This window comes from Clostridium sp. CF012, from assembly GCF_018861755.1.
In the GTDB taxonomy this organism is placed as follows: domain Bacteria; phylum Bacillota; class Clostridia; order Clostridiales; family Clostridiaceae; genus Clostridium_AD.
In genome coordinates, this window is the sequence record NZ_JAHLEF010000029.1 from 24745 (window position 1) to 47690 (window position 22946).

Consider the following 22946-nt stretch of genomic DNA (forward strand, 5'->3'; position numbering starts at 1 on the left):
TGTATTATTTTTGTCTTGGGTCGATTACTGTTGTAGCTTCATCAAATCTACCATAACTTCCAGTAGCTTTTTCCATAGCCTCATTAGCATCCATGCCATTTTTAATCATATCCATCATTTTTCCAAGTTGGACAAATTTATAACCTATTATCTCGTTGTTCATATCTAAAGCAATATTAGTAACGTAACCTTCAGCCATTTCTAAGTATCTTGGACCCTTAGCTAGTGTTCCATACATTGTACCAACTTGACTTCTAAGACCCTTACCTAAGTCTTCAAGGCCAGCACCTATAGGTAGTCCACCTTCTGAAAATGCAGTTTGAGTTCTTCCGTAAACGATTTGAAGGAATAACTCTCTCATAGCTGTATTTATTGCATCACATACTAAGTCTGTGTTTAATGCTTCCAAAATAGTTTTTCCTGGAAGTATTTCTGAAGCCATTGCAGCTGAGTGAGTACTACCTGAACATCCTATTACCTCAACTAATGCTTCTTGTATTATGCCCTCTTTTACATTTAATGTAAGCTTGCATGCACCCTGTTGAGGAGCACACCAACCGATTCCGTGTGTTAAACCTGAGATATCTTTAATTTCTTTAGATTGTACCCATTTTCCTTCTTCAGGAATTGGTGCCGATCCATGATTAGGTCCTTTTGCAACACAAATCATTTCTGAAACTTCTGTTGAATAAATCATAATATTATCTCCTTCCTTATGTAGATGGTAATTTAATGTTTTACAAACATTCCTGGAACTAAAATGTCCCACTGGGACAAAATATTAATTATGTTATCAATTCTATTTTAACAAAAAAAACCTAACTTAACAATAGAATAAATGTAAACATAATAATATCGCTGGATTTATTAATAAATAAATCCAGCGATATTTAGGGCTTTAAATACAATTTCAAGATTTTATTTCTTACGAAGATATTTTCTTATATCAACAGCAACTGCTGATACTATAATTACTCCTTTTATTATCTGTTGCCAATATGGATTAACGCCTATAAATGTTAACCCGTAATTGATTACGCTAAATATAAATACACCTACTACAATTCCTGGAACAGTACCAACACCTCCAGATACAGACCAACCACCCACAACGCAGGCAGCGATTGCATCTAGTTCATAACCATTACCATAATTATTTGTTGCTCCACCAGTTCTTGCAGCTTCTAGAACACCAGCTAAACCATAAAGAAGTCCTGCTATTACATAAATTGTTAATAAAGACTTACGTACATTAATACCTGAAACAGTTGCAGCTTCCCTGTTTCCACCTATAGCATACACATCTTTACCAAGCTTTGTCTTATTTAAAACCACATATATTATTACAGTGACAATTGCCGCTATAATTACTACATATGGAATTCCTAAAAATGAGTCTGTTCCAAGTTTAGAAAAATCAGCCCTTAGACCTCCTATAGGTTGTGATCTATTAGGAGCCATATCAAAATATATAGAATTTGCTCCATAAACAATAACCATTGTACCAAGGGTTGCTATAAATGGAGGTACATCAAATCTCGATACTATGAATCCATTTAAAAGGCCAACTACACCTCCTGCTAAAATACCTACTATTATAGGAATTAATATGTTCAAATGACCTAAGTTCGGGTAAAACTTACTTGAATAATCAGCAGCTTGAATCATTGAAGCAGAAATAACTGCGGAGAATCCTACCACACGTCCTGCTGAAAGATCCGCTCCAGCAGTCAAAATTGCAAAACAAGCTCCCAGTGCTATTATTATTCTCGTTGAGCTTTGAGTCAAAACATCCATAAAAGTATCTAATGAAATAAAGCGTGGATCTTTTATAGCTATACCAATTATTAATACTACTAGTACTACATATATAGCATATTGCTTTAAGAAAGCTTGTATATCCTTACCTCCGAACCTTTTCTTTTCCATTTCCATTTATCTTTCCCCCTCACTATTCCATATACTTGCTAGCAAGCACCATTACAGCTTCCTCTGTTGCTGTTTTTCCATCTATAATACCTGAAAGATGACCTTCACACATTACCATTATTCTATCAGACATACCTAAGAGCTCAGGCATTTCAGAAGATATCATTATAATACTTTTTCCTTGCCTTGCAAGTTCTGTAATAATTGAATAAATCTCAAATTTTGCGCCTACATCGATTCCACGTGTAGGTTCATCAAGAATCAGGATCTCTGGAGCCGTAAGAAGCCACCTTGCGAGTAATACCTTCTGTTGATTACCACCGGATAAATTTTGTATAAGTTCTTTATATGAAGGTGTTTTTACATTTAACTGCTTCATACTCTTTATAGAATCTTGTTTTCGCCTTTTATCATCTAATATTCCTATTTTATTCAGGTATTTTGCCTGGTTTGCTATTACCATATTTTCCATAACTGATAGTACTGGAAATATCCCTGTTGCTCTACGTTCTTCTGTAATTAGAGCCATATTATGTTTTTTTGCATCGATTGGCGACTTAATACTGACTTGTTTATTATTTATAAAAGTCTTACCTGCATGCAAACTTCTAAGGCCAAAAACAGCTTCCATAAGTTCTGTTCTTTGAGCTCCTACAAGACCACCTACACCAAGTATTTCGCCCTTTCTTAGATTAAAAGAAACGCCTTTAAATGATCTTGGATATGAGGAAGTAAATCCTTCAATCCTTAAAATCTCGTCACCTGGCACATTTGATCTATCTGGAAATCTATTAGTCAGATCGCGACCTACCATCTTTTTAATTATCAAATCAGTTGTAAGTTCACTAGCATCCCAAGTTCCCATCATCTTACCGTCTCTCATTATAGATACTTCATCAGAGATTTTAAGAATTTCTTCCATCTTGTGGGATATATAAATTATTGCAACCCCTTTTTTTTGTAAGTCGCGAATTATTCTAAATAAATGTTCAACTTCAGTTTCAGATAGAGATGATGTAGGTTCATCCATAATTATTACTTTTGCATCGTAGGAAACTGCCTTTGCTATTTCCATCTGTTGCACTATAGAAACGGATAAATTTCCTACTATTGTATTAGGATTAACATCAAGTCCAAGACTTTTAAAAAGTTCTTGTGTATCCTTGTACATTTTTTTCTCATCAACTAATTTAAAAGGTCCAATGCCATGCATCGGTAAACGTCCAAGCCACATGTTCTCCATTACATTACGAAATTTAACTGGGTGAATCTCTTGATGTATCATGGCTATTCCAAGATTTAGAGCTTCTTTCGAATTGTTTGTTATTACCTTTTTTCCATTTAAAAATATTTCTCCTGAATCCTGCGAATATATACCGAAAAGGCATTTCATAAGTGTAGATTTACCTGCACCATTTTCGCCCATTAGTGCATGTACTTTTCCAGCACGCACTTTAAGAGTTACATCATCTAATGCTTTTACACCAGGAAACGCTTTGGATATATTATTTAACTCTAGCAAATAATTATCTTCCTTCATTGTAATGCCTCCTGTATACCTTAATAATAAATTATATCTTAATAATAAATTATATCTTAATAATAAATAAATTTTATAATTTCATTAACAAACCAAAGTACAATAGAAACCCTATTGTACTTTAGTTATTTTGGTGCATTTTATATACTATAAATATAGAGGCTTATTTAGCATCACCCATATTATCTTTAGTTATTGATTTGTAATCAATCCATACATATTTATTGTCTGTTAGAGTGTATCCAATGTTTTCAGTAGTTGGAACCTTTCCTTCAGCAAGTAATTGTGAAATCTTGAAAGTTGCAATTCCTTGATTTTTAGCATCATTAAGTACTGTTCCAAGTAAAGTTCCATCAGCTAGTGCTGCAAGTCCTGGAGCTGTAGCATCAACGCCAACAACAGGCATGAATTTACCATCTTTGAAGTATCCTTTAGCTTGTAATGCTGATATAGCGCCTAGTGCCATGTCATCGTTGTTAGCAAGTACTGCTTCAATTTTATCACCATTAGCAGCTAAAATTGATTGTAATTTATCTTGTGCTTTAACACGATCCCACATACCAGTATCACTAGCTATAACCTTAACTTTTATTCCTTCACTTACTATTTGATCAATGGAAGATTTAGTTCTGGCAATAGCATCAGGATGTCCTGGTTCGCCAGTAAGCATAACATAATCCATAACTCCATCTTTATTCTTGTCTGCTTCTGGATGAGCTTTCCAATAAGCAGCTAAAATCTTACCCTGCATTATTCCAGACTGTTCAGGTTTTGCTCCTACATAATAAAGTTTATCCCAAATATTCATGTCAGTAGTTGAAGGCATACGATTAAAAAATACAACTGGGATGTTAGCATTCTTTGCTTTAGTTGCAATTGCACCCGCAGCTGCAGAATCAACTGGATTAATTTGTAGTGCATTTACTTTCTTAGTAATAAATAAATCTATTTTATCATTTTGAGTTGCTGATGAATTTTGGCTATCAACTATTTCTACACTTGATTTAGCATCAGCTGCAGCTGTAGATATTGCATTACGAACCCCTGTCATGAATGTATCATCAAATTTATAAATTGTGCTTCCTATAGATACCTTTTTAGTTTCAGTACCAGTGGTTGGGGCTGGTGATGTAGTTTTACTTGAGCAACCTGCTAATATGGTCGCCATCATTGCTGATACTAGAATCATTGTAATTGCCTTTTTCATGAATTTTCCCCCTCTAAATTTTAATGTAAACGTTAACCTGTATTAATAATAACATCAAAGGGGTTTAATATTAATACAAAATCCTACTGTGATATATTAAAATCCTACGGTGTTTTCCAATTTAATGGTTATTGCTATTTATAAGCCTGCTCTGCTACATCAATATTGTCTTTTATTATAGTCACGTAGGGAATACGTACATATTTATTATTAGTTATTTTCCAAGAAGTACCATTAACAATATTCTTTCCATTTGCAGCATTAGTAACTAAATCGATTATTGCCTTGCCTTGACTATTGGCATCATTTAATATTGTGCCCACCATAGTACCTTCTTTTATCTTTTTAGCAGCATCTGGAATGGCATCTATTCCAACTACGGGTATAAATTTATCTTCAGATAAGTATCCTGCTTTTTCTAGTGAATCTAATGCACCCAGTGCCATAACATCGTTATTGGAAATTACAAATTCAATTCTATCATTAAACTTTGATATCCATCCATCCATTTTATCCTTTGCTTTTGCAGCATCCCACATAGCTGTCGACTCTGCGAGCTCTTCTACATGGATACCCGCCTTCTTAATTTCATATAGTGCATATTTTGTGCGAGCCTCTGCATCCGGATGCCCTGGCTCACCCTTAAGTAATACATATGAAAGTGTACCGTCTTGATTTTTATCCCATTCATTCTTATTTTCATTCCAAAGATCAACTATCATTTTACCTTGCAAAATTCCAGATTCCTTTGAATCTGTACCTACGAACCATGCTTTATCATAACTATTCAATACTGATGCATCTGGTTCCTTGTTAAAAAATATAACTGATAAGTTGGCCGCCTTTGCTTTGTCAATTACAGCCTTTGCAGCTTTTGGATCAACTAAATTTATAGCTAATGCTCTAGCTCCTTTTGAAACCATTTCATCCACTTGTTGTAACTGTATGTTTTGATCATTTTGAGAGTCATTCATATTCAATGCTATTCTTCCATAGGCATCATTTTCCATTGAATTACGTATATAAGACATAAATTCATCATCATATTTATAAATAGCTGCTCCTACTTTCGGTAAACTTCCCTTGTAGCCAGTCTTTGAATAAGTATCACTGTCTGCACACCCCTTAAAAATAGCTGTTATAATAAATGTCATTGCCAAGACTATTATGATTTTTTTTATATTATTCATTAAAATTCTCCCTATATATTTCTGCATATATTTATTGAGTAAAAGGAAATAATATCTTTTGATTTTCTTGTTTATACATGTTAACTCTATCTATCACAACAAGGCCCGTGTCAACATACTTTGGAATTTTCTTGTTTTGTAAATTGAGTACCGCATATTTAACTGCTAAGTACCCCATGCCAAAAGGACTCTGAGTAACGGTAGCTTGTATTACACCACTTTCTAAAAATTCTATTTGTTCCGGAGTATTGTCAAATGTAATGACGTTCACTTTTCCAGCAAGCCCTATTTCATCAATTGCTTTTGCTACACCTATAGAGCTTATATAATTTAATGCTATTATTGTATTAACTTTATCATCACCCAACACAAGTTTTTTTGTAAGCACTGATGCACTCTCTGAATCTGCTGCCACATAATCCTTATATACCACCTTTAATTCAGGATTTTTTAAAATTATGGACCACAAGCCCTCTTCTCTCTCCTTATTATTACTTGCTCCTTCAACAAAATTAATAATAGCAATTCTTGAGCTTACACCACATAGTGTAACAAGCTTTTCCCCTGCCATCCTTCCAGCTTTAACATTGTCTGTAGTTATATAGCTGCTAATCTTATTAGTATTTAATTTACTGTCTATGACGAGTACCGGTATTTTTTCACTTATAGCTTTTTCAGTTACGTTCACTAGCCTATTATAATCACTTGGTGCCAGTATTACTGTATCTACTTTTCTTTCAATAGCTGCATTCACAAGGGCTATTTGTCCATCAATATCATTTTCATCGCTAGGCGAAGTAAAGTCTACTTTTACATTAAATTCTTTAGCTGCAACCTCCGCACCCATTCTAACATTTTTAAAGTAATCACCATTTTGAGTCTTTAATATTAATGATATCTTTTTAGGTTCTTCCTCCCCCTTAGTACTTAGATTTATAATTCCAAATAAGAAAGGTGATATAAGGAGTATGATAAACAAGAAAATTAATAAGAAATTCTTTTTAGACATATTGCAACACCTCAGTTCTATTCTTTTGTAAGAGGTAGCCAAATTTTAATTGTAGTCCCCTCTTCAATTTCACTTTGTATTTCAAGACCGAATTCCGTGCCATAGCTTAGTTGAATTCTCTCATGTACATTTTTCACTCCAACTCCTGACCCAGTATTATCTTTTCCTCTATATTCTAGTAGGTGCTTTAATTTCTCCGGTTCAATTCCAAGCCCATTGTCACATATTTCATACAATAATTTACCATTAGTAATTGAGGCTGATATTTTTATAAAACCTTTGTCTACCATATACTCGATACCATGATAAATTGAGTTTTCTATTAGGGGCTGTAATATTAACTTTAAGGTTTTATATTCTAGAACTTCCTTTTGTATTATAATTTCAAATACAAATTTATTTTTATATCTAATCTTTTGTATTATTAAGTAATTTTTTGCATGCTCCATTTCTTCCTGGACTGTAATAATATTTTTACCCCTACTTATACTTATTCTAAATAGTTTAGCAAGAGCAGTCACCATTGTTATTACGCCATCATTTTTCTCATTTTCCGCCATCCAAACAATTGAATCTAAGGTATTGTATAGAAAATGTGGATTAATCTGCGCTTGCAGTGCATTTAATTCGCTTTTCCGTTTTGCTTCCTGCTCTATCACTATTTGTGCCATAAGATACCTAACTTTAGAAATCATCAAATTAAAGGCTGTAGATAATCTTTCCACCTCATCTTCTCCTTTAACGTCAATATATATATTAAAATCTCCCGCTTCTACCATCTTCATTGACTCTTCTAACTGCTTTATTGGATGTGATATTTTAGCTGAAATAAACCCAAATATAAAAATAATTAATATGATACAGACAAACAAAATCCATCCTATGAAGTTAGTACTAGTTTTTTTAAAATCTAATATTTCTGACATATATGCAACTGCTACAACCTTCCAATTAGTATAATTAACTGTTTTAATTGTAATTAATTGTTTTCCTTCATCAGAATTTTCTAGATAACTACCTAAGTAATCCTCACGGTTTTCAGATTTTAAACCTATGTTAATGAGCTGTTGTTCTGGATGATATATTATGTTATTATCAGAATCAACAATATAAATATAGCCTCTTTTTCCTATAGATATGTTTTGGCAAAGCTGGCCTATAGTGCTATAATTCATATCAACTAATAGCACTCCCCGTACCCTTTCATTCCCTTTATAAAAGTATATAACTCTACTTAATGAAACAACCCAATCATGTTTTCCATTAAAAAGATTTTGAACATGGGGTAACGAAAACTTTAGGTTATCTGATTTGTTCAGTGCTGATTTAAACCAATCTTGATCAATTATATTTACATTTTCCTTTAATACTGACGTAGAAGATTCAATTATAAGTTCTCCCTTATCTGAAAAAACAGCTAAACTTGCAATATCTCCTCTAATATTCTGTATTACATTCATTTGATCTTTTAACTTACTATTTGGTATTTGTTGATTTAAATAAATATTTTTATCTAATAAATTGGAAACTTCCTTAGTACTCTTTAAATAGTACTCAATATTTGAATTTACCTGATTAACTAGTTGCTTTGTACTTAGGGTAGCATTATCTTCTAAAGAAATAGAAAACTTATTATAAATCACAATACCAACAAATAGCATAGCCAGAACCGTAATGAGTGTAAAAGATATGGTAATGATAAATTGTATTCCTCTTACCTTAAAGGTATTAACTGCAACATTATAGGTATTCTTCAAAAATTGCACAATCTTGTTTTTCAAAATTTCATCTCCTCTTAGGTATGAAGAATGTTTAATTAATTATTTCTAAACTCAGATGGCGAAATCCCAAAATGTTTTTTAAAGCAGTAACTAAAATAATTTGGCTCTGCATATCCAACTTTGTAAGCGATTTCAAAAGATTTCAATTTTGTAGCCTTAATTAGCTCCTTTGAAGCATCCATTCTAATTTGAGTTAAATAATTTATAAAAGTCATTTTTGTCTCTTTTTTAAAAATAAAACTAAAATAAGTTGGACTTATGTACAGGTAATTACAAAGACTATTAATAGTTATACTACTATCACTATAATGTTTATTTATATATGCCTTAGTTTTTTCAACTAAAAGCGTACAACTGTCTTGCCTATCTTTTGTAATGTAGTTCATTATTTTAATAGAAATATATTCGAACCAACTCTTAACCTGATTTAAATCATTAAATTCATACAATTCCACGAATAAATTGTAGTTTTCGCCAAAAATATAGGTTAAATCTACATTTAAGCTTTCTGCTGTTTTAATTATTGTTGTTAGTATTTCTAACAAGTATATTTGAAAATGCTTAAACGGCGCCTTTACATCTAAAAGTTGATAAAACAACCCATCTATTGTTTGGATAATTTCACTTTCAGTTCCTACTTTAATAGAACTTCTCAGGTCATGTTCCATAATCTCATCAAAAACTATTTTTTCACTACTGCTTGGCTCAATATCTTCTATCCAAATAATTCGATTATTGCCCATGATAAACCTATAGTCTAATGCAAGAATAGCATTCTGATAAGAATCATATATATTTGAAACATCACTTGTAATTGTTCCAAGACCAATTGTAATAGTTAATTTCAAATACTTTTCAATATTCTGTTTTATTTCTTCAAGGGTAGCTTGAATACTGTTAAAAATATAGCCTCTATCCTCTTCCAAATATGGACTAATTATTACAATTAAATCGTTGTGTATAAAAACTATACCTCTATCACGTTCAAAAAGGATTTCTTCTATTATATTAATTACTGCAAATTTGATCAAATCCACTTCATTACTATTATCAATTTTCTTGTCTTTATATATAATTTTCCGATCAATATTTATAGCTGCTACAACAAATCTATTTCCATTTAAATTAATATTATAGTTTTTACATTTTTCCTCAATTTCGTCCTTATTAAGTTTGCTAGTAATTAGATAAGTAAGAAATTTCTCTTTCAAAATAGGCAAGCTCTTTACAAAATATTCATTCATTGCTTCCATATCCTTTTTTCTTAACATCTCCTCATCAATCTGTGCTTTAACCCTCAAAAGTACCTCAATGAATTCCTTTGCCGAAACTGGTTTTAGTGCGTACTCAACAACATTTAAATTTACTGCCTTTTGTGCATATTCGAATTTATCAAAACCAGTTAGTATTATTATCTTAATGGTAGGATATCGTTTTCTTAATTCTTCTGAAAGCTGAAGTCCATCCATAAAAGGCATCTTAATATCAGTTATAACTACATCTGGAGTAAACTTTTCTGAAAGTTCTAAGGCTTCTCGGCCATTTTCTGCTTCTCCTACTAGTTCAAAACCATATTGCTGCCAGTTTATCTTTTGTATTATGCCTTTTCTTACTTCTTCTTCATCATCCACTAAAATTAATTTATACATATTGTCCCCCTATGCATTCATTGATAGCCTCTTCTTAAATCTTAGTATTTCTTTCATTATAGCACTGACAATTCCCTCACTTCAATAATCTTTTTTAGCTAAAATATAAAAACAAGCAATATACTGAAATCTACAAATTATATGTCCTGTTAATTTTGCGCAAGCTATTTTCTATATAACAAAAAAACTTTACAAGGAATTTTATTCTCCTTATAAAGTCATAGCTACATAATTAAATCTTTACCTGCTGTGCTGCAATATTACTTAATTATGAGTAGTACTATTCTTCTGTTTTTTTGTCTGTTTTTTTCTGTATCATTTGGTGCTATAGGTCTAAACTCCCCATATCCAGACACCTCAAAACTTTTCTCTTTTATGCGTTTATCTGGTGGAAGTTCACTGCTTAGAAACTTTACTACGCTTATTGCTCTAGCTGATGAAAGTTCCCAATTATTTTGATATTTATCACTTTTTATCGGTATATTGTCACTGTGCCCTTCTACTTTTATATTCTTATTATATTTTTTTAATATATCTGAAATTTGTGTCAAAATCTCCTTAGCTCCTGGTTTTAATTCTGCACTTGCCGTGTCAAAAATCATATCATCTTTAAATCTAATTAAGACACCCTTTGGTTGATTTTCAACTTCAATAGAAGATTGTAAATCTTTTTTCTCTACAATTTTTTTAACTTCCTTATAAAGGTTATCCATTTGTTGTTCTGGTGAGCCTACAATTGCAGCGTTACCATCTAACATTCCGTTACCTACGGATGGATTAGTACCTGATTGTTGAGAAAAAACCCCCATATTATTCAAAGAAGCCATAGCTTGCTTTGCCTTACTTTGATCAATAACGGCCATGGAATATAGGAGTACAAAAAAACACATTAAAAGTGTAACTAAATCTCCATAAGTTGCAAGCCACTCATTGTTTATACCCTCATCTTCTGTGTCAAATTTATTTTCATCATCCATATTGGTCCTCCTTACATACTATTCTTGACGAGTAACTTTTGCATCAATTGCTTCATTTTCTTTGTCGTTATAAAATGCCATTAACTTTGTTTTTATGGTATTAGGATTTTCACCTGCTTGAATACTCATAAGTCCTTCAATTATCATTTCCTTTTGATATATTTCAGCTGTTGTCTTAGCCTTTAGCTTTTTTGACATAGGTAGAAAAACTATATTGGCTAGTAAAGAACCATAGAACGTGGTAATTAAGGCAACAGACATTTGTGGTCCTATTGTGGATGGATCTGATAGACTTTTCAACATGTTTACTAGTCCTATAAGGGTTCCTACCATACCAAATGCTGGTGCTAGCGACGCTCCCGTATCCATTAATCCCCTGTTACTACTGTGCCTATCAACTGTTCCTCTCAGCTTTATAGAAAGAACCCTCTTTATAGTTTCAGGCTCTGAACCATCTATAATCATCATTAAACCTGTTTTAATAAACTTGTCCTCAATTTTTGGTATTTCTTCTTCTAAAGCCAAAAGACCTCCTTTTCTAGCTTTAGAAGACCATTCAACCAACATGTTTATAATCTCAACTTCATGTTTTCCCTTTTCTTTAAATACCATTCCTATACATTTTATAAACTGCATTGCATTTTTCTTTGTGGCACTTAATAATAATGCCCCTGCCGTTCCTCCTATAACTATAAGTATAGAAGGTATATCAACAAAAGTTAAAATAGATCCACTTGTCAATATTCCAAATAAAATAAAACCAACCGCTACCACCATACCTATAAGTGATATAATATCCAAAGCTATCTCCCCCTAATTCAAATAAACGTTATTATTATTTTTTTTACTTATATACTCTTCTAGAACAAATATCGAACTAAATTATCAATTGAGATGTTGCAATATTATGTGTTAGATATAAAATCCAATACATATTTCCGTCATTCTACATTTTTTTGTAAAGTTCTCTCCAATGCTCTTAGAAAATCCAAAGTTATCGTCTAAAAAATAACATTTTTGTCTTTTTATTTTTCGCAACCATAATTGTATCAAAACTTTTAAAAAAAAGCAACAAATGGAAGAAAAAAATATATAGCATTTGCAAAAATTCTGCGGACTAGAAGGGTATGGGTAGAAAAAAAGTAGTATTGCTTATAACAGTAATGGATACTTTGTTAAAAAGAAAGCTTTCAAACTGGAGCTATCAAACTAAGGCCCTTTAAATAACGATGCTTTTTTTAAACCCGCAGGAATAATTAAAATTAAAAGCTACATAATCAATTTTAGTTGCTATTGAGTAAGGGAATACATTTTACCCTACTTATTGAAAAACTCTATACTTCCTAAATTGAATTGAAATAATTTGGTTATATGCTAAAATTATATTGTTAAATTTTTTTTAATATTCAAAATTATAGGGGGAAACGCATTTGAAAAGAGTAATATCTATTTTATTAAGTACAATCCTTGCTTTTTCTATGGTAGCATGTGGTAGCATAAATGTTCCACAAGTAAGTTCTCAAACAAAAAAGAGTGTTACTGAAGAAAAAACACTTAGAATAGACGGAGACAATCTAGGTTATCCATCTGTTTATACTGTTTCTTCTAAGGGTCGTGGTTATTTATTAACAAGCTATATATTTGACACCTTAACTTGGAAGGATGAAACGGGTATAATCCCTTTACTTGCTAAGAAGTGGACAGTTTCAAGTAATAATAAAATATGGACATTTAATTTAAATGAAACTGCAAAATTTACAGATGGAAAAGAAGTAACTTCAGAAGATGTTAAGTTTTCTTTTGATTACATTAAAAAGCATCCTTATCAGTGGATATCGGTCTCTCCCGTTAAGGAAGTTAGAGCAATAGATAAATATACAGTTGAAGTTGAACTTAATGACGTACATGCGCCATTTATAACAGATATAGCTGGTAATGTACCTATTATGCCTAAACACATATGGGAAAACGTAACAGAACCAGAAAAGTTTAATACACAAAATGCTGTAATAGGCTCAGGACCACTAAAACTTGAAAAATACGATAAAGAAGCCGGCAGCTATGTTTTCAATGCTAATAAGGAGTATTTCTTAGGAGCACCTGCAATAGATAAGCTTATAATCTCTGCTTCTAATAATCCTAAGGCATCTTTGGAAAGCGGAGAATTAAATGGTGCTGCAAACATAAAATATGGTGAAGCGAAACAGCTCAAAGAAGCAGGCAAGTTTAAAGTAATAGAGGGACCAGGATTTTGGGTTGGTAGGCTATACTTCAATTTTGAGGTAAAAGAGTTTAATATTAAGGAATTTAGACAGGCTCTTTATTATGGAATAAATAGAGAGGAATATGTTGCTAAGGCCTTCAAGGGCGGTGCTAATCCAGGGAATCCAGGCCATATTCATCCTGATTCTGAGTGGTATTCTAAAGATGTGCTAAATTATGACTTTAATCCTACTAAATCAAAGGAATTGTTAAAAGGTATTGGAATGAAAGATTCTAATTCTAATGGAATCCTGGAGTATAAAGGAAAAGAGTTAAAATACGAATTAATAGTAGCGGATAGTGACGTTTCTCAGGCTGAAATGCTAAAGAAGTATCTAAGTGATATTGGGATAGCGCTTGTTGTTAAAACATTAGATTCCAAATCTGTAGACTCAATGATTAAAGAAGGCAAATTCACCTTAGCTCTGGGTGGGCACGGTTCATTTGGAGGCGACCCTGTTCTTCTTCAAAGATTCATTTCTAATCCATCTAGTGGTTCTACTCCACAGATTACAACTCAAGGTGGCGCAAAATGGATCAATCAAGAATTCGACAAAGTTTTTGAAGAGCAATTAAGAGAATTAGATAAAAAGAAAAGATATGATGAAGTTGCAAAGCTTCAACAAATAATTGCAGATGAGCTTCCAACATTAACCTTATACTATAAAAAAATAGTTTTTGCCTATGACGCTAGTGTTTTTGATGGTTGGTTCTTCACAAAGGATGGAGTAGCTATCGCTGTTCCTACAGTACAAAACAAATTAGTATTTATAAAGGGGTCCTGGAAAAAGTAATGCAGAGAACTAATGATTTGTCTAAGCTTAAGTATATTATATATATAGTTTTAATTTTAGCACTTAGTTTCTTTTTACCTAGGATTATACCAGGAAGCCCATTAGCACTAAGTGAGACAGATACCTATATACTTAATCAGTCTTTACCAGAAGACACTTTTAATGCTTTCAAAGATTACTATGCTCCTGAAAAGCCTTTGGTAGATCAATTTTTAATATATACAAAACATGTATTTACACTTGATTTAGGATATTCCTTTTATTTTAAAATGCCTGTCCTATCATTGATCTTAGGGAGAAGACCATGGACACTATTTTTGTCCATGGTCTCCCTAATATTATCATTTTTTGTGGCTGTTCCACTAGCTATCAAAGATGCATTAAAAGACCAAAGATCTAGGCTGAAGCTAATATCTATGATAGCCCTTCAATCCATACCAGTTTTTATCTTAGGTTTAATAATTCAACTTATATTTTCTTATAGACTTAAATGGTTCCCCTCTGGAGGAGCTTATAATGTAGGGGTTCAATTTTTCAGTAAAAGCTTTTATGCAGATCTAATAAGCCATTCATTTCTACCATTAATGGCTTTAGTTATTGGCGAAGTACCATCTTTATATATAATGGCTTATAATAGCGCAAAAAAAATAAATAAAGAAAACTATATAATCATGGCAAATTACTTAAACATTGAAAAAAAAGATATAAACAAGAAGTTTATATTTTACAATATGGTTCCCGAGATATTAGGCAAACTTAATATACAGTTCTTATATGCCATTACAGGTTCTATTTTTGTAGAATCTATTTTTTCATATCCTGGAATGGGGCAACTTTTAAAAATTGCAACTTCAAGTAGAGATTACCCTTTGATGCAAGGAATATTGTTATTAATAGCTTTTTATGGGTTTTTCGTAACTCTAATATTTGAATCCCTTTTAAAAAAATTTACAACGAGGTATTAAATATGAACATAAAGAAGATTTCATTTTGGGTGTTAATATTATTTTTACTAATAGCCTTATTAAGTCCTTTTTTATCCTCCTATGATATTACAAATTTTAGTTTTGACTCATTACTTTCTCCATCGAAATATCATTTACTTGGCACTGATGATATGGGTCATGATTTATTTACATTGCTTTTAAATGGATTTAGAATAACTATTTTTATAACCTTGATTTCTGGTTTTCTTAGCACCTTTTTAGGAAGCCTACTCGCCGTTTTCGCTGCACATTATGGTGGTTTTGTAGATAAGGTCATTCTAAGGATTTCAGATATGTTTTTAATGATTCCTGAAATAATAATAATCTTGTTTTTTGCCACATTCTCTGAGCCTTCTTTGCAAAACACATTGTACGCAATTGTGTTTTTTTCCTGGGGAAAAGTTTTCCGAATAGTTAGAGGGAAGCTCATGTCTGTAATAGAAAAAGATAAAATAAAATATACCTTACTTTTAAAAGGAAATATAGTTGATTTGTTTAAAAAGCTTTGGCGTGAAATAAAACCAATACTAACTACCATGTTCATACTTCAATGCAATAAAGCAGCTGTATATGAAACCACCCTATCTTATTTTGGAATAGGTAATCCTCTAATAATGACTTGGGGTAAAATGTTAAAAAATGCTATGAACTATGGAGGCATATTTTATGATGGGGTGTATTTTTGGTATTTGCTTCCACCTATATTGTGCCTTTCAATATTTATAATTTCATTAAGTCTATTAACCTTCGATGAAAGCTAGGGTGGTGTAATGAGTAGTACAATTTTAGAATTTAAAAATTATAGTATAACTTATGATGATGGGAAAATTTTAGAATTTGAGGACGCTGAAATATTTGAAGGAGAATTTATTGGAATAATGGGGAGGAGTGGATGTGGAAAAACTTCTCTGCTTAATTCTCTTTTTTCTTTAAATTTTTGTGGGGTTATTAAATATGAAAAATGCCAACTCTTAGGACAGGATTTAAAACTTAGTAGCAGTGAAAAATACTCCTATATTAGCTACATGCCTCAATTTTCTCAAGATGCGTTAAATCCTAAAATTACTATAGAAGAATACATAAAGCTTACTTTAAAGGGAAATAATTTGGACTTTGATCTAAGTAAAATTATAGAAGTTTTAAACGCCTTAAGTCTCCCTGAAGAAGTTATGAAAAAGTATCCATATGAGCTAAGTGGGGGAATGAAACAAAGATTAATCCTAATGCTTTCTTATATAAAAAAGCCCCAGCTACTAATATTAGATGAGCCCTCTTCTGCTTTAGATTTTATAACTTTAAAAATCATTATGGATTTTCTAATATTAATAGAAAATACCTTAACGATAGTTATAGTATCTCATAACAAAGGATTTTTACAAAATGTTTGTCATAGAGTGATTTATATTTAGGAATATATGGAGGTCATGTATGGAAGAGATACTTAATATAGTGGATTTGAGTAAGTTTTACAAAGATAAGTTGGCTTTAAATAAAGTTAACTTAACCTTTTATAAAGGTGAGATGGTAGCCATAATCGGAGAAAGTGGAAGTGGAAAGACTACTTTAGCCAAAATAATAATAGGACTAGAAAAATTAGATATTGGTGAAATATTATACAGTGGAATTCGTCTAAAGTCTTTGAAAAAAAGAGAATTCACCATTTGTGCCGACATTCAGTATATATTCCAAGATCCTTATAGTTCACTGGAAGATTGTCACAGCCTTAGATTGGAATTAGAAGAGCCCATTAGAATATGCAAAAGGCATAAAAGGGATTTTATATCCATTGATAGAGCTTTAAGCTTAGTAGATTTAAATTTGTTACCACTTTTAGATAAAAAGATTTGTACTTTAAGTGGAGGTCAGAGGCAAAAGGTTGCAATTGCAAGGGCACTGATTCCAAATCCTAAAATAATTATTGCAGACGAATGTACTTCTATGTTGGATGAAGAGAGCAGTACCGATATATTCAAAAGCTTCAATAACATAAGAATTAACCAAGGTACAACACTTATCACCATAGTGCATAATATAGATTTTTTCAATGGATATTGGGATAGGATTTTAGTCATTAAAAACGGTGAAATTGAAGATGATGAGAGTTTCAAGGATTTTTATATAAATGCTAAAAGCGAATATAGTAAAGATCTTATAAAAGGCTATAAATTTTTAAGGAGGATTAATTAGTGAAAAAAATCTATACAATAGACTTATCTAATAATGAAATATCAGTGGAAGATTATGACTTGAATTCTTTAGGGCATTATGGGAGAGGGCTAGCTGCATATCTAGTCCAGAAAAATGTAAAAGATAATGTGGGCAGATATGATGAAGATAATGTCATAGTCATAGTTCCTGGATTATTTACAGGAACTAATGTACCTAGTACGGGAAGAATGATTTTAGCCTCCAAATCTCAGAAAGATAAAGGACTTCAAATAAATAATATTTCAGGGTCAATGGCACAAAAACTGGCCTCCTTAGATATTACAGCTATAATTATAAAAGGAAAAAACAAAGATAAAAATGCTGTAATAACCCTATGTGAAAATGAAGCTAAGATTATAACCCTGAAAAATTTAAAAGGCTTAAAGGTAAATAGTACTATAGATTTTCTTAGAGCTTCTTATGGAATCGATACGGCTATAATAGGCATAGGTCCTAGCGGTGAAGCTCAACTTCCTTTAAGCACTATATTTAGTACATATCCGAAAGGTGATCCCGTTTACTACTGCTGCCGAGGAGGCTTTGGAGACATTTTTGGAAACAAGGGTCTAAAAGCTATATTGGTACAATCAGATAGCTATTTTAATAGTAGTGTATTTAACAAGGAAGCCTTAAAAGCAGAGGCTAAAAAGCTAGTAAAAATTATAGTATCAGATCCTATTTGTGGTGGTGCGTTGCCAGCCTATGGCTCAATAACACTGATGAAGTTGCTAAAAGGTGGTAAAAATATAAGGTTTAATAAGGTAGAGAAAAAAGTTAATACAGTAATTCTAAAGGAAAAAATAAATAGAACCTGTTCACCCTTGTGTGTTATAGGTTGCTTAAACAGACATAGTAACGATGGTAACAATATATTCTCATCCCCAGCAGAAAGCGAAGCATATGCGGCATTAAAGGAAATATTTGATATAGATGATCTGACTTTCACAAAACTCTTTAATAAAAGTGCATTTGAATTAGGATTAGATTCTATAGAGCTTATATTTGCTTGCGGGCTTTATCTAAAAGCAGAAAATATTATTGGAACTGTGGAAGTTCTAATAAAGCTCTTAAAAGATGTTGAGGATTTAAATATTATTGGAAGGGTTATAGGAAGTAAAACTCAAGGAATATATAAACTTTATAGTGAAAAATCTGAGCTTCTACCTATGGTTTCAAGACCATCTACCACAGAAGAAAAAAACTTCAATGTAAAATTTATGATGAAAAGAAGCTTTAAAAATGTCAGTGATTTAGATTTACTATATGGTTATATTATAATGCTGGAAAACTTAGGTTTCTGTTTATTTTCATCCTTCGCGTTAATAGACAATGAAGATGTATTAGATATACTGAAGAATTTATTTTATTATGCTACTGGAATAAAAATTGAGAATACAGAACTAATAGATTACAGCTTAAATTGCTTAGAAAAAGAGCTAAGCTATGAAAAATCGGTGAAACTTACTTCTGCTCAAAACACTATACCAGAGTTTGTAAAGGTGCTTTATAGATATTTTGATCATAAGAATTAATTATTGGAATTTGCTATAACCTTAAAAACTCCCTCTTTTTAAAGGGAGTTTTTATTATATTTCATATAATTAATAATATTGTTCATTATTTGTCCTTGAAAAGATACGGTTTAAATGGTAAAATATACAAACAATATCATTGATTCTTTATTAAATTGTATTGATTTATAATTGTAATTATTAAATGTGGAATTCAGATTATAAATATATTTTATAGAGGTGACACATGAACAAAAAAAGTATATCAAAAATTCATTTTTATATTATTGTTGCAGCAAGTATAATTCTAATTTCTGCATGTATTACAATTAAAATATCACTGGCATATGGGTTTTTAAGTAGTATTATTTTTACATCTACCATACTTATAAAATACAAATACACAGTAAAGGATATAACAGTTCTATTATTTTCCGGGCTAAAAGAAGCTTGGATGCTTTATGTACTAATTCTACTTATCGGTGCAGCAGCTTCTGTTTGGATGGCCTCAGGTGTTGTACCCTCCCTAATGTATTATGGATTTGAATATATGAAAAATATGAATTTTCTTCTTGCTACCTTTCTAATAGTTTCTCTAGTATCTATATTTATGGGGACTGCAATTGGAACAGTAAGTACAATAGGCATTGCCCTACTTGGTGTTGGCAAGGGCTTTGGAGTACCCGCCCCAATACTTCTTGGAGTAATAATATCTGGTGCTTTTATTGCAGATAAGATGTCTCCAATCTCCGGTCTGTTTAATCTTACACTTACAACAACCAAAAGAAGCTATAAACAAGTAATGACTGCAATGCTCCCAACCTTTATTCCACTATTTCTAATTACCGCTTTAGTATATTACTTAATAGGCAGAAATTTCAGCATTAGCACTGGGTCTGAAAATCTAATATATTATCAAAATGCAATATTAGATGGCTTTAAAATATCACCATTTATTGCACTTCTACCTGTCATAATCCTTGTGATGTCTCTTTTAGGTTCTAAAACAATACCTACAATATTAATAGGTCTTTTGGCAGGTTGCCTAGTCAGTGTTTTCTCTCAGCATATGTCCCTTGCTTCCCTTATAAAATCACTTTTTTTTGGATACCATGGTTCTACTGCCTCTACTGAGCTTAATAAAATACTTATTAGTGGTGGTATTAAATCTATGGTAGAGGTGGTTCTTATAGTTATGGGTGCAGTTAGTCTAACAAGCCTATTTGAGAAAACTGGAATGATAGCTCCACTAATTGAAAAACTAACCAGTGGTGTACGTACCAAGAGGCAGCTTATTTTTAAAACAGCGCTAATTAGCAGTTTCTTAACCATAATAACCTGTGATCAGACTGTTGGCATATTACTTCCTGGAAGACTTCTACAGGATAAATATAATGAACTTGGTGTCGATACTACCCTTCTTGCAAGGACTATTTCGGATACAGGTACCATAATTGCACCTTTAATGGTTTGGAATATTAATGCCCTTATACTTAAATCTCTTACTGGAATTTCCGCTACTTCCTATGCGCCCTTTGCAGTATTGTGCTATCTCTCCCCTATTATTACAATAATTGTTTCATATAGACTTAAAGAAAAGCAAAAATCAGTGGCGGAAACTCTTTAATTCACTATTTCTATTTTCCCACTTTCCACAATTTCGTATAATATATTATTAACTTTCAAACTAATGGTACAATCACATTCAACAGTTATTTCTGTTTTATCCATTTTCATATCTATTTGAATATGAGCACCTTTATATAAAAATTTAAATTTAAGCTCCTTCCATTTTTCAGGAAGCTTTGGTGTAAGGGAAATATAATCTTCTTTTATTCTCAGACCTGCAAAGCCATACACTATTGCCATCCAGGTCCCACCCATATTAGCAGTATGTACACCATCCTTAGTGTTTCCATGAGTATCATCTAAATCTAATCTTGCTGTTTCTATAAAATATTCATATGCTTTTTCAGAATATCCTATCTTGGATGCCATAATGCTATAGGCAGCACAGGATAAGGATGAATCATGTGTTGTTATTTTTTCATAATAATCATAAGAATTTTTAATAGTTTGAGTATCTGACTCATCTTCCACGAGAAAATGTGCAAGTACCGTATCTGCCTGCTTTAACACTTGGTATCTATAGATAGTTAGTGGATGGAAATTTAGCAAAAGAGGATATTTCTCTTTTGGTGTATTTTCAAAATCCCATACTGCTTTAGATAAAAAGGTATCATCCTGGGCGTTAATTTTAAGTTCATCATTATAGGGCAAACACATATTTTTATAGGCTTCTGCAAACTGCTCTATTTCTTCCTCAGTTAAGCTTATTTTCTTACATAAGCTATTTAGCATTTTCGAATCCTTCTCTAAGAGTTCATAATACAATTTTGATGCCCATTTTAAATTATATTTTGCCATGACATTTGTATAGTAATTATTATTTACAATGGCAGTATACTCATCCGGCCCTGTTACCGCATCAATTTTAAATTGTCCCTTATGAAAATGTCCTATTTCAAGCCATATTCTTGCGGTTTCAAAAACAACCTCTGCCCCACACTCTTTTATAAAATCTATATCTCCCGTTGCTAAATAATATTGTATATAAGAATATGCTATATCAGCGTTGATATGGTATTGAGCAGTTCCACCAGGGAAATAAGCTGAACACTCATCACCTATTATAGTTCTCCAAGGATATGCTGCCCCACTTTTGTGACCTAGCTCTCTTGCTCTTTTCCTTGCCTTATCTAAAATAGTGTATCGATATTTCAACAGTCCCTTTGCTAGTTCCGGATAGCATAGAGTGAAGAATGGAAGAATATAAATTTCTGTATCCCAAAAATAATGGCCTTCGTAGCCTTCTCCGCTTAATCCCTTTGCTGTTATGTTGCTTTTAGCATCCTTTCCTACTGCTTGAAGAAGTTGAAATAGATTATACCTGAGCCCAAGCTTAAGTTTTTCATCTCCTTCAATATTAATGTCTGCTAGGCTCCAAAATCCCTTTAAATAATCTCTTTGCTCATCTAATAATTGCCTAAAAGGTTTTTTGCTTATCTTTTCTACTATATCTATTCCTTGATTCACTAGATTTTCGTATCGCCTTGAATCGGTATATACATTATATTTTGTAAAGTTTATAATTTCTTTCCCGGACCCTGTTTTAAAAATAGTCTTTACTGCTTTGCCTGTGTTCACAAGAGAAACTTCATAATTAACATTGCAGCTATGCCTTGTTGTGACAGCTACAAGCTTCTTAGAGTTTTCTGTTTCCGATACTACCTGCATAATATCACTTTCTACCACCATAGACACTACAGATAAGATATTACCATGTCCTGCTGCTAGACGAGGGTCGCTTTCATCTGTAAAGTTTGTTACATCCCCATCAATTGCAGACTCTATAATAATTCCTTCATTAAAATTAACTTTTTCTACTTCGTAATTAATAGCGAATAATTCTAAGTATTTTAATGAAGCAAGTCTTGTTATCTTTATTTTAAGTTCTAATCCTCCCGGTGAAACCCACCATATTTCGCGAACGTAGCACCCAACTTCCATGTCTAGGTACCTATTTAGGCTTTTTACAGTTCCCTCAAACAGAGAGAACTGTTCTCCATTAATTATTATATTAATATTTTGTGCATCTGTAATATTTACAATTTTTTGCATAATTTCTGGAAAAGCATAGGCTTTTTCCCCATATTGAATAGGCGCTTCCTCATAAAACGCATTTATATAGGTTCCTCTAATTGTTCCGTAATTCTCAGGATATTTCTCTTCAAAGTTTCCTCTAATTCCTATATATCCATTTGAAACATTAAAAATACTTTCATTTTTTAAAAGATCCTCTTTATTTAAACTATTATCGCTAATAATCCATCCATTTTTCAT

18 protein-coding genes are annotated in these 22946 nt (G+C 32.0%); 7 read left to right on the forward strand and 11 right to left on the reverse strand.

Features of this window, described 5'->3' with window-relative positions; all coding sequences use genetic code 11:
• Positions 1 to 4 precede the first annotated feature (4 nt).
• The 10 genes from KPL50_RS19815 to KPL50_RS19860 form a co-directional block, all read right to left on the reverse strand.
• The gene (locus tag KPL50_RS19815; protein ID WP_216300277.1) at positions 5 to 697 is read right to left on the reverse strand and encodes an iron-sulfur cluster assembly scaffold protein; all 693 of its coding nucleotides are present in this window, start codon (positions 695 to 697) and stop codon (positions 5 to 7) included.
• A 221-nt stretch (positions 698 to 918) separates the two neighbouring features.
• The gene (gene mglC, locus KPL50_RS19820; RefSeq protein WP_253200718.1) at positions 919 to 1935 is read right to left on the reverse strand and encodes a galactose/methyl galactoside ABC transporter permease MglC; all 1017 of its coding nucleotides are present in this window, start codon (positions 1933 to 1935) and stop codon (positions 919 to 921) included.
• A gap of 16 nt (positions 1936 to 1951) precedes the next feature.
• On the reverse strand, positions 1952 to 3469 hold the full coding sequence (locus KPL50_RS19825; RefSeq protein WP_216300278.1) for a sugar ABC transporter ATP-binding protein: 1518 nt from the start codon (positions 3467 to 3469) through the stop codon (positions 1952 to 1954).
• A gap of 163 nt (positions 3470 to 3632) precedes the next feature.
• The gene (locus KPL50_RS19830) at positions 3633 to 4676 is read right to left on the reverse strand and encodes a galactose ABC transporter substrate-binding protein (RefSeq protein WP_216300279.1); all 1044 of its coding nucleotides are present in this window, start codon (positions 4674 to 4676) and stop codon (positions 3633 to 3635) included.
• A gap of 134 nt (positions 4677 to 4810) precedes the next feature.
• On the reverse strand, positions 4811 to 5866 hold the full coding sequence (locus KPL50_RS19835) for a galactose ABC transporter substrate-binding protein (protein ID WP_216300280.1): 1056 nt from the start codon (positions 5864 to 5866) through the stop codon (positions 4811 to 4813).
• A 31-nt stretch (positions 5867 to 5897) separates the two neighbouring features.
• Positions 5898 to 6875 (reverse strand): substrate-binding domain-containing protein, encoded by a 978-nt coding sequence (locus KPL50_RS19840; RefSeq protein WP_216300281.1) that lies wholly within the window; start codon positions 6873 to 6875, stop codon positions 5898 to 5900.
• A 17-nt stretch (positions 6876 to 6892) separates the two neighbouring features.
• Complete coding sequence (locus tag KPL50_RS19845) at positions 6893 to 8656, reverse strand: sensor histidine kinase (RefSeq protein ID WP_253200719.1); 1764 nt, start codon at positions 8654 to 8656, stop codon at positions 6893 to 6895.
• 35 nt (positions 8657 to 8691) lie between these two features.
• The gene (locus KPL50_RS19850; RefSeq protein WP_216300282.1) at positions 8692 to 10305 is read right to left on the reverse strand and encodes a response regulator; all 1614 of its coding nucleotides are present in this window, start codon (positions 10303 to 10305) and stop codon (positions 8692 to 8694) included.
• 260 nt (positions 10306 to 10565) lie between these two features.
• On the reverse strand, positions 10566 to 11282 hold the full coding sequence (locus KPL50_RS19855; protein ID WP_216300283.1) for a flagellar motor protein MotB: 717 nt from the start codon (positions 11280 to 11282) through the stop codon (positions 10566 to 10568).
• An 18-nt stretch (positions 11283 to 11300) separates the two neighbouring features.
• A complete protein-coding gene (locus tag KPL50_RS19860; RefSeq protein ID WP_216300284.1) occupies positions 11301 to 12083 on the reverse strand; it encodes a motility protein A in 783 nt (260 codons plus the stop codon).
• Between the two features lie 629 nt (positions 12084 to 12712).
• Here KPL50_RS19860 and KPL50_RS19865 point away from each other — a divergent pair.
• From KPL50_RS19865 to KPL50_RS19895, 7 genes are all read left to right on the forward strand, one after another.
• Positions 12713 to 14338 carry an ABC transporter substrate-binding protein gene (locus KPL50_RS19865; RefSeq protein WP_216300285.1) on the forward strand — a complete coding sequence of 542 codons (1626 nt, stop codon included), beginning with the start codon at positions 12713 to 12715 and terminating at the stop codon, positions 14336 to 14338.
• Positions 14338 to 15303 carry an ABC transporter permease gene (locus KPL50_RS19870; RefSeq protein ID WP_216300286.1) on the forward strand — a complete coding sequence of 322 codons (966 nt, stop codon included), beginning with the start codon at positions 14338 to 14340 and terminating at the stop codon, positions 15301 to 15303. The genes KPL50_RS19865 and KPL50_RS19870 overlap by 1 nt, the downstream gene beginning before the upstream one ends.
• Positions 15304 to 15305: 2 nt before the next feature.
• Positions 15306 to 16085 carry an ABC transporter permease gene (locus KPL50_RS19875; protein ID WP_216300287.1) on the forward strand — a complete coding sequence of 260 codons (780 nt, stop codon included), beginning with the start codon at positions 15306 to 15308 and terminating at the stop codon, positions 16083 to 16085.
• Positions 16086 to 16094: 9 nt separating this feature from the next.
• Complete coding sequence (locus KPL50_RS19880; RefSeq protein ID WP_216300288.1) at positions 16095 to 16733, forward strand: ATP-binding cassette domain-containing protein; 639 nt, start codon at positions 16095 to 16097, stop codon at positions 16731 to 16733.
• Between the two features lie 19 nt (positions 16734 to 16752).
• Positions 16753 to 17511, forward strand: a complete 759-nt coding sequence (locus tag KPL50_RS19885) for an ABC transporter ATP-binding protein (protein WP_216300289.1) — start codon at positions 16753 to 16755, stop codon at positions 17509 to 17511.
• Positions 17511 to 19064 (forward strand): aldehyde ferredoxin oxidoreductase N-terminal domain-containing protein, encoded by a 1554-nt coding sequence (locus KPL50_RS19890; protein WP_216300290.1) that lies wholly within the window; start codon positions 17511 to 17513, stop codon positions 19062 to 19064. The genes KPL50_RS19885 and KPL50_RS19890 overlap by 1 nt, the downstream gene beginning before the upstream one ends.
• A 226-nt stretch (positions 19065 to 19290) precedes the next feature.
• Positions 19291 to 20670: a Na+/H+ antiporter NhaC family protein gene (locus KPL50_RS19895; protein WP_216300291.1), complete on the forward strand. Its 1380-nt coding sequence runs from the start codon at positions 19291 to 19293 to the stop codon at positions 20668 to 20670.
• Here KPL50_RS19895 and KPL50_RS19900 read toward each other — a convergent pair.
• A complete protein-coding gene (locus KPL50_RS19900; protein WP_216300292.1) occupies positions 20667 to 22946 on the reverse strand; it encodes a glycoside hydrolase family 65 protein in 2280 nt (759 codons plus the stop codon). The two genes, KPL50_RS19895 and KPL50_RS19900, sit on opposite strands and share 4 nt — an antisense overlap.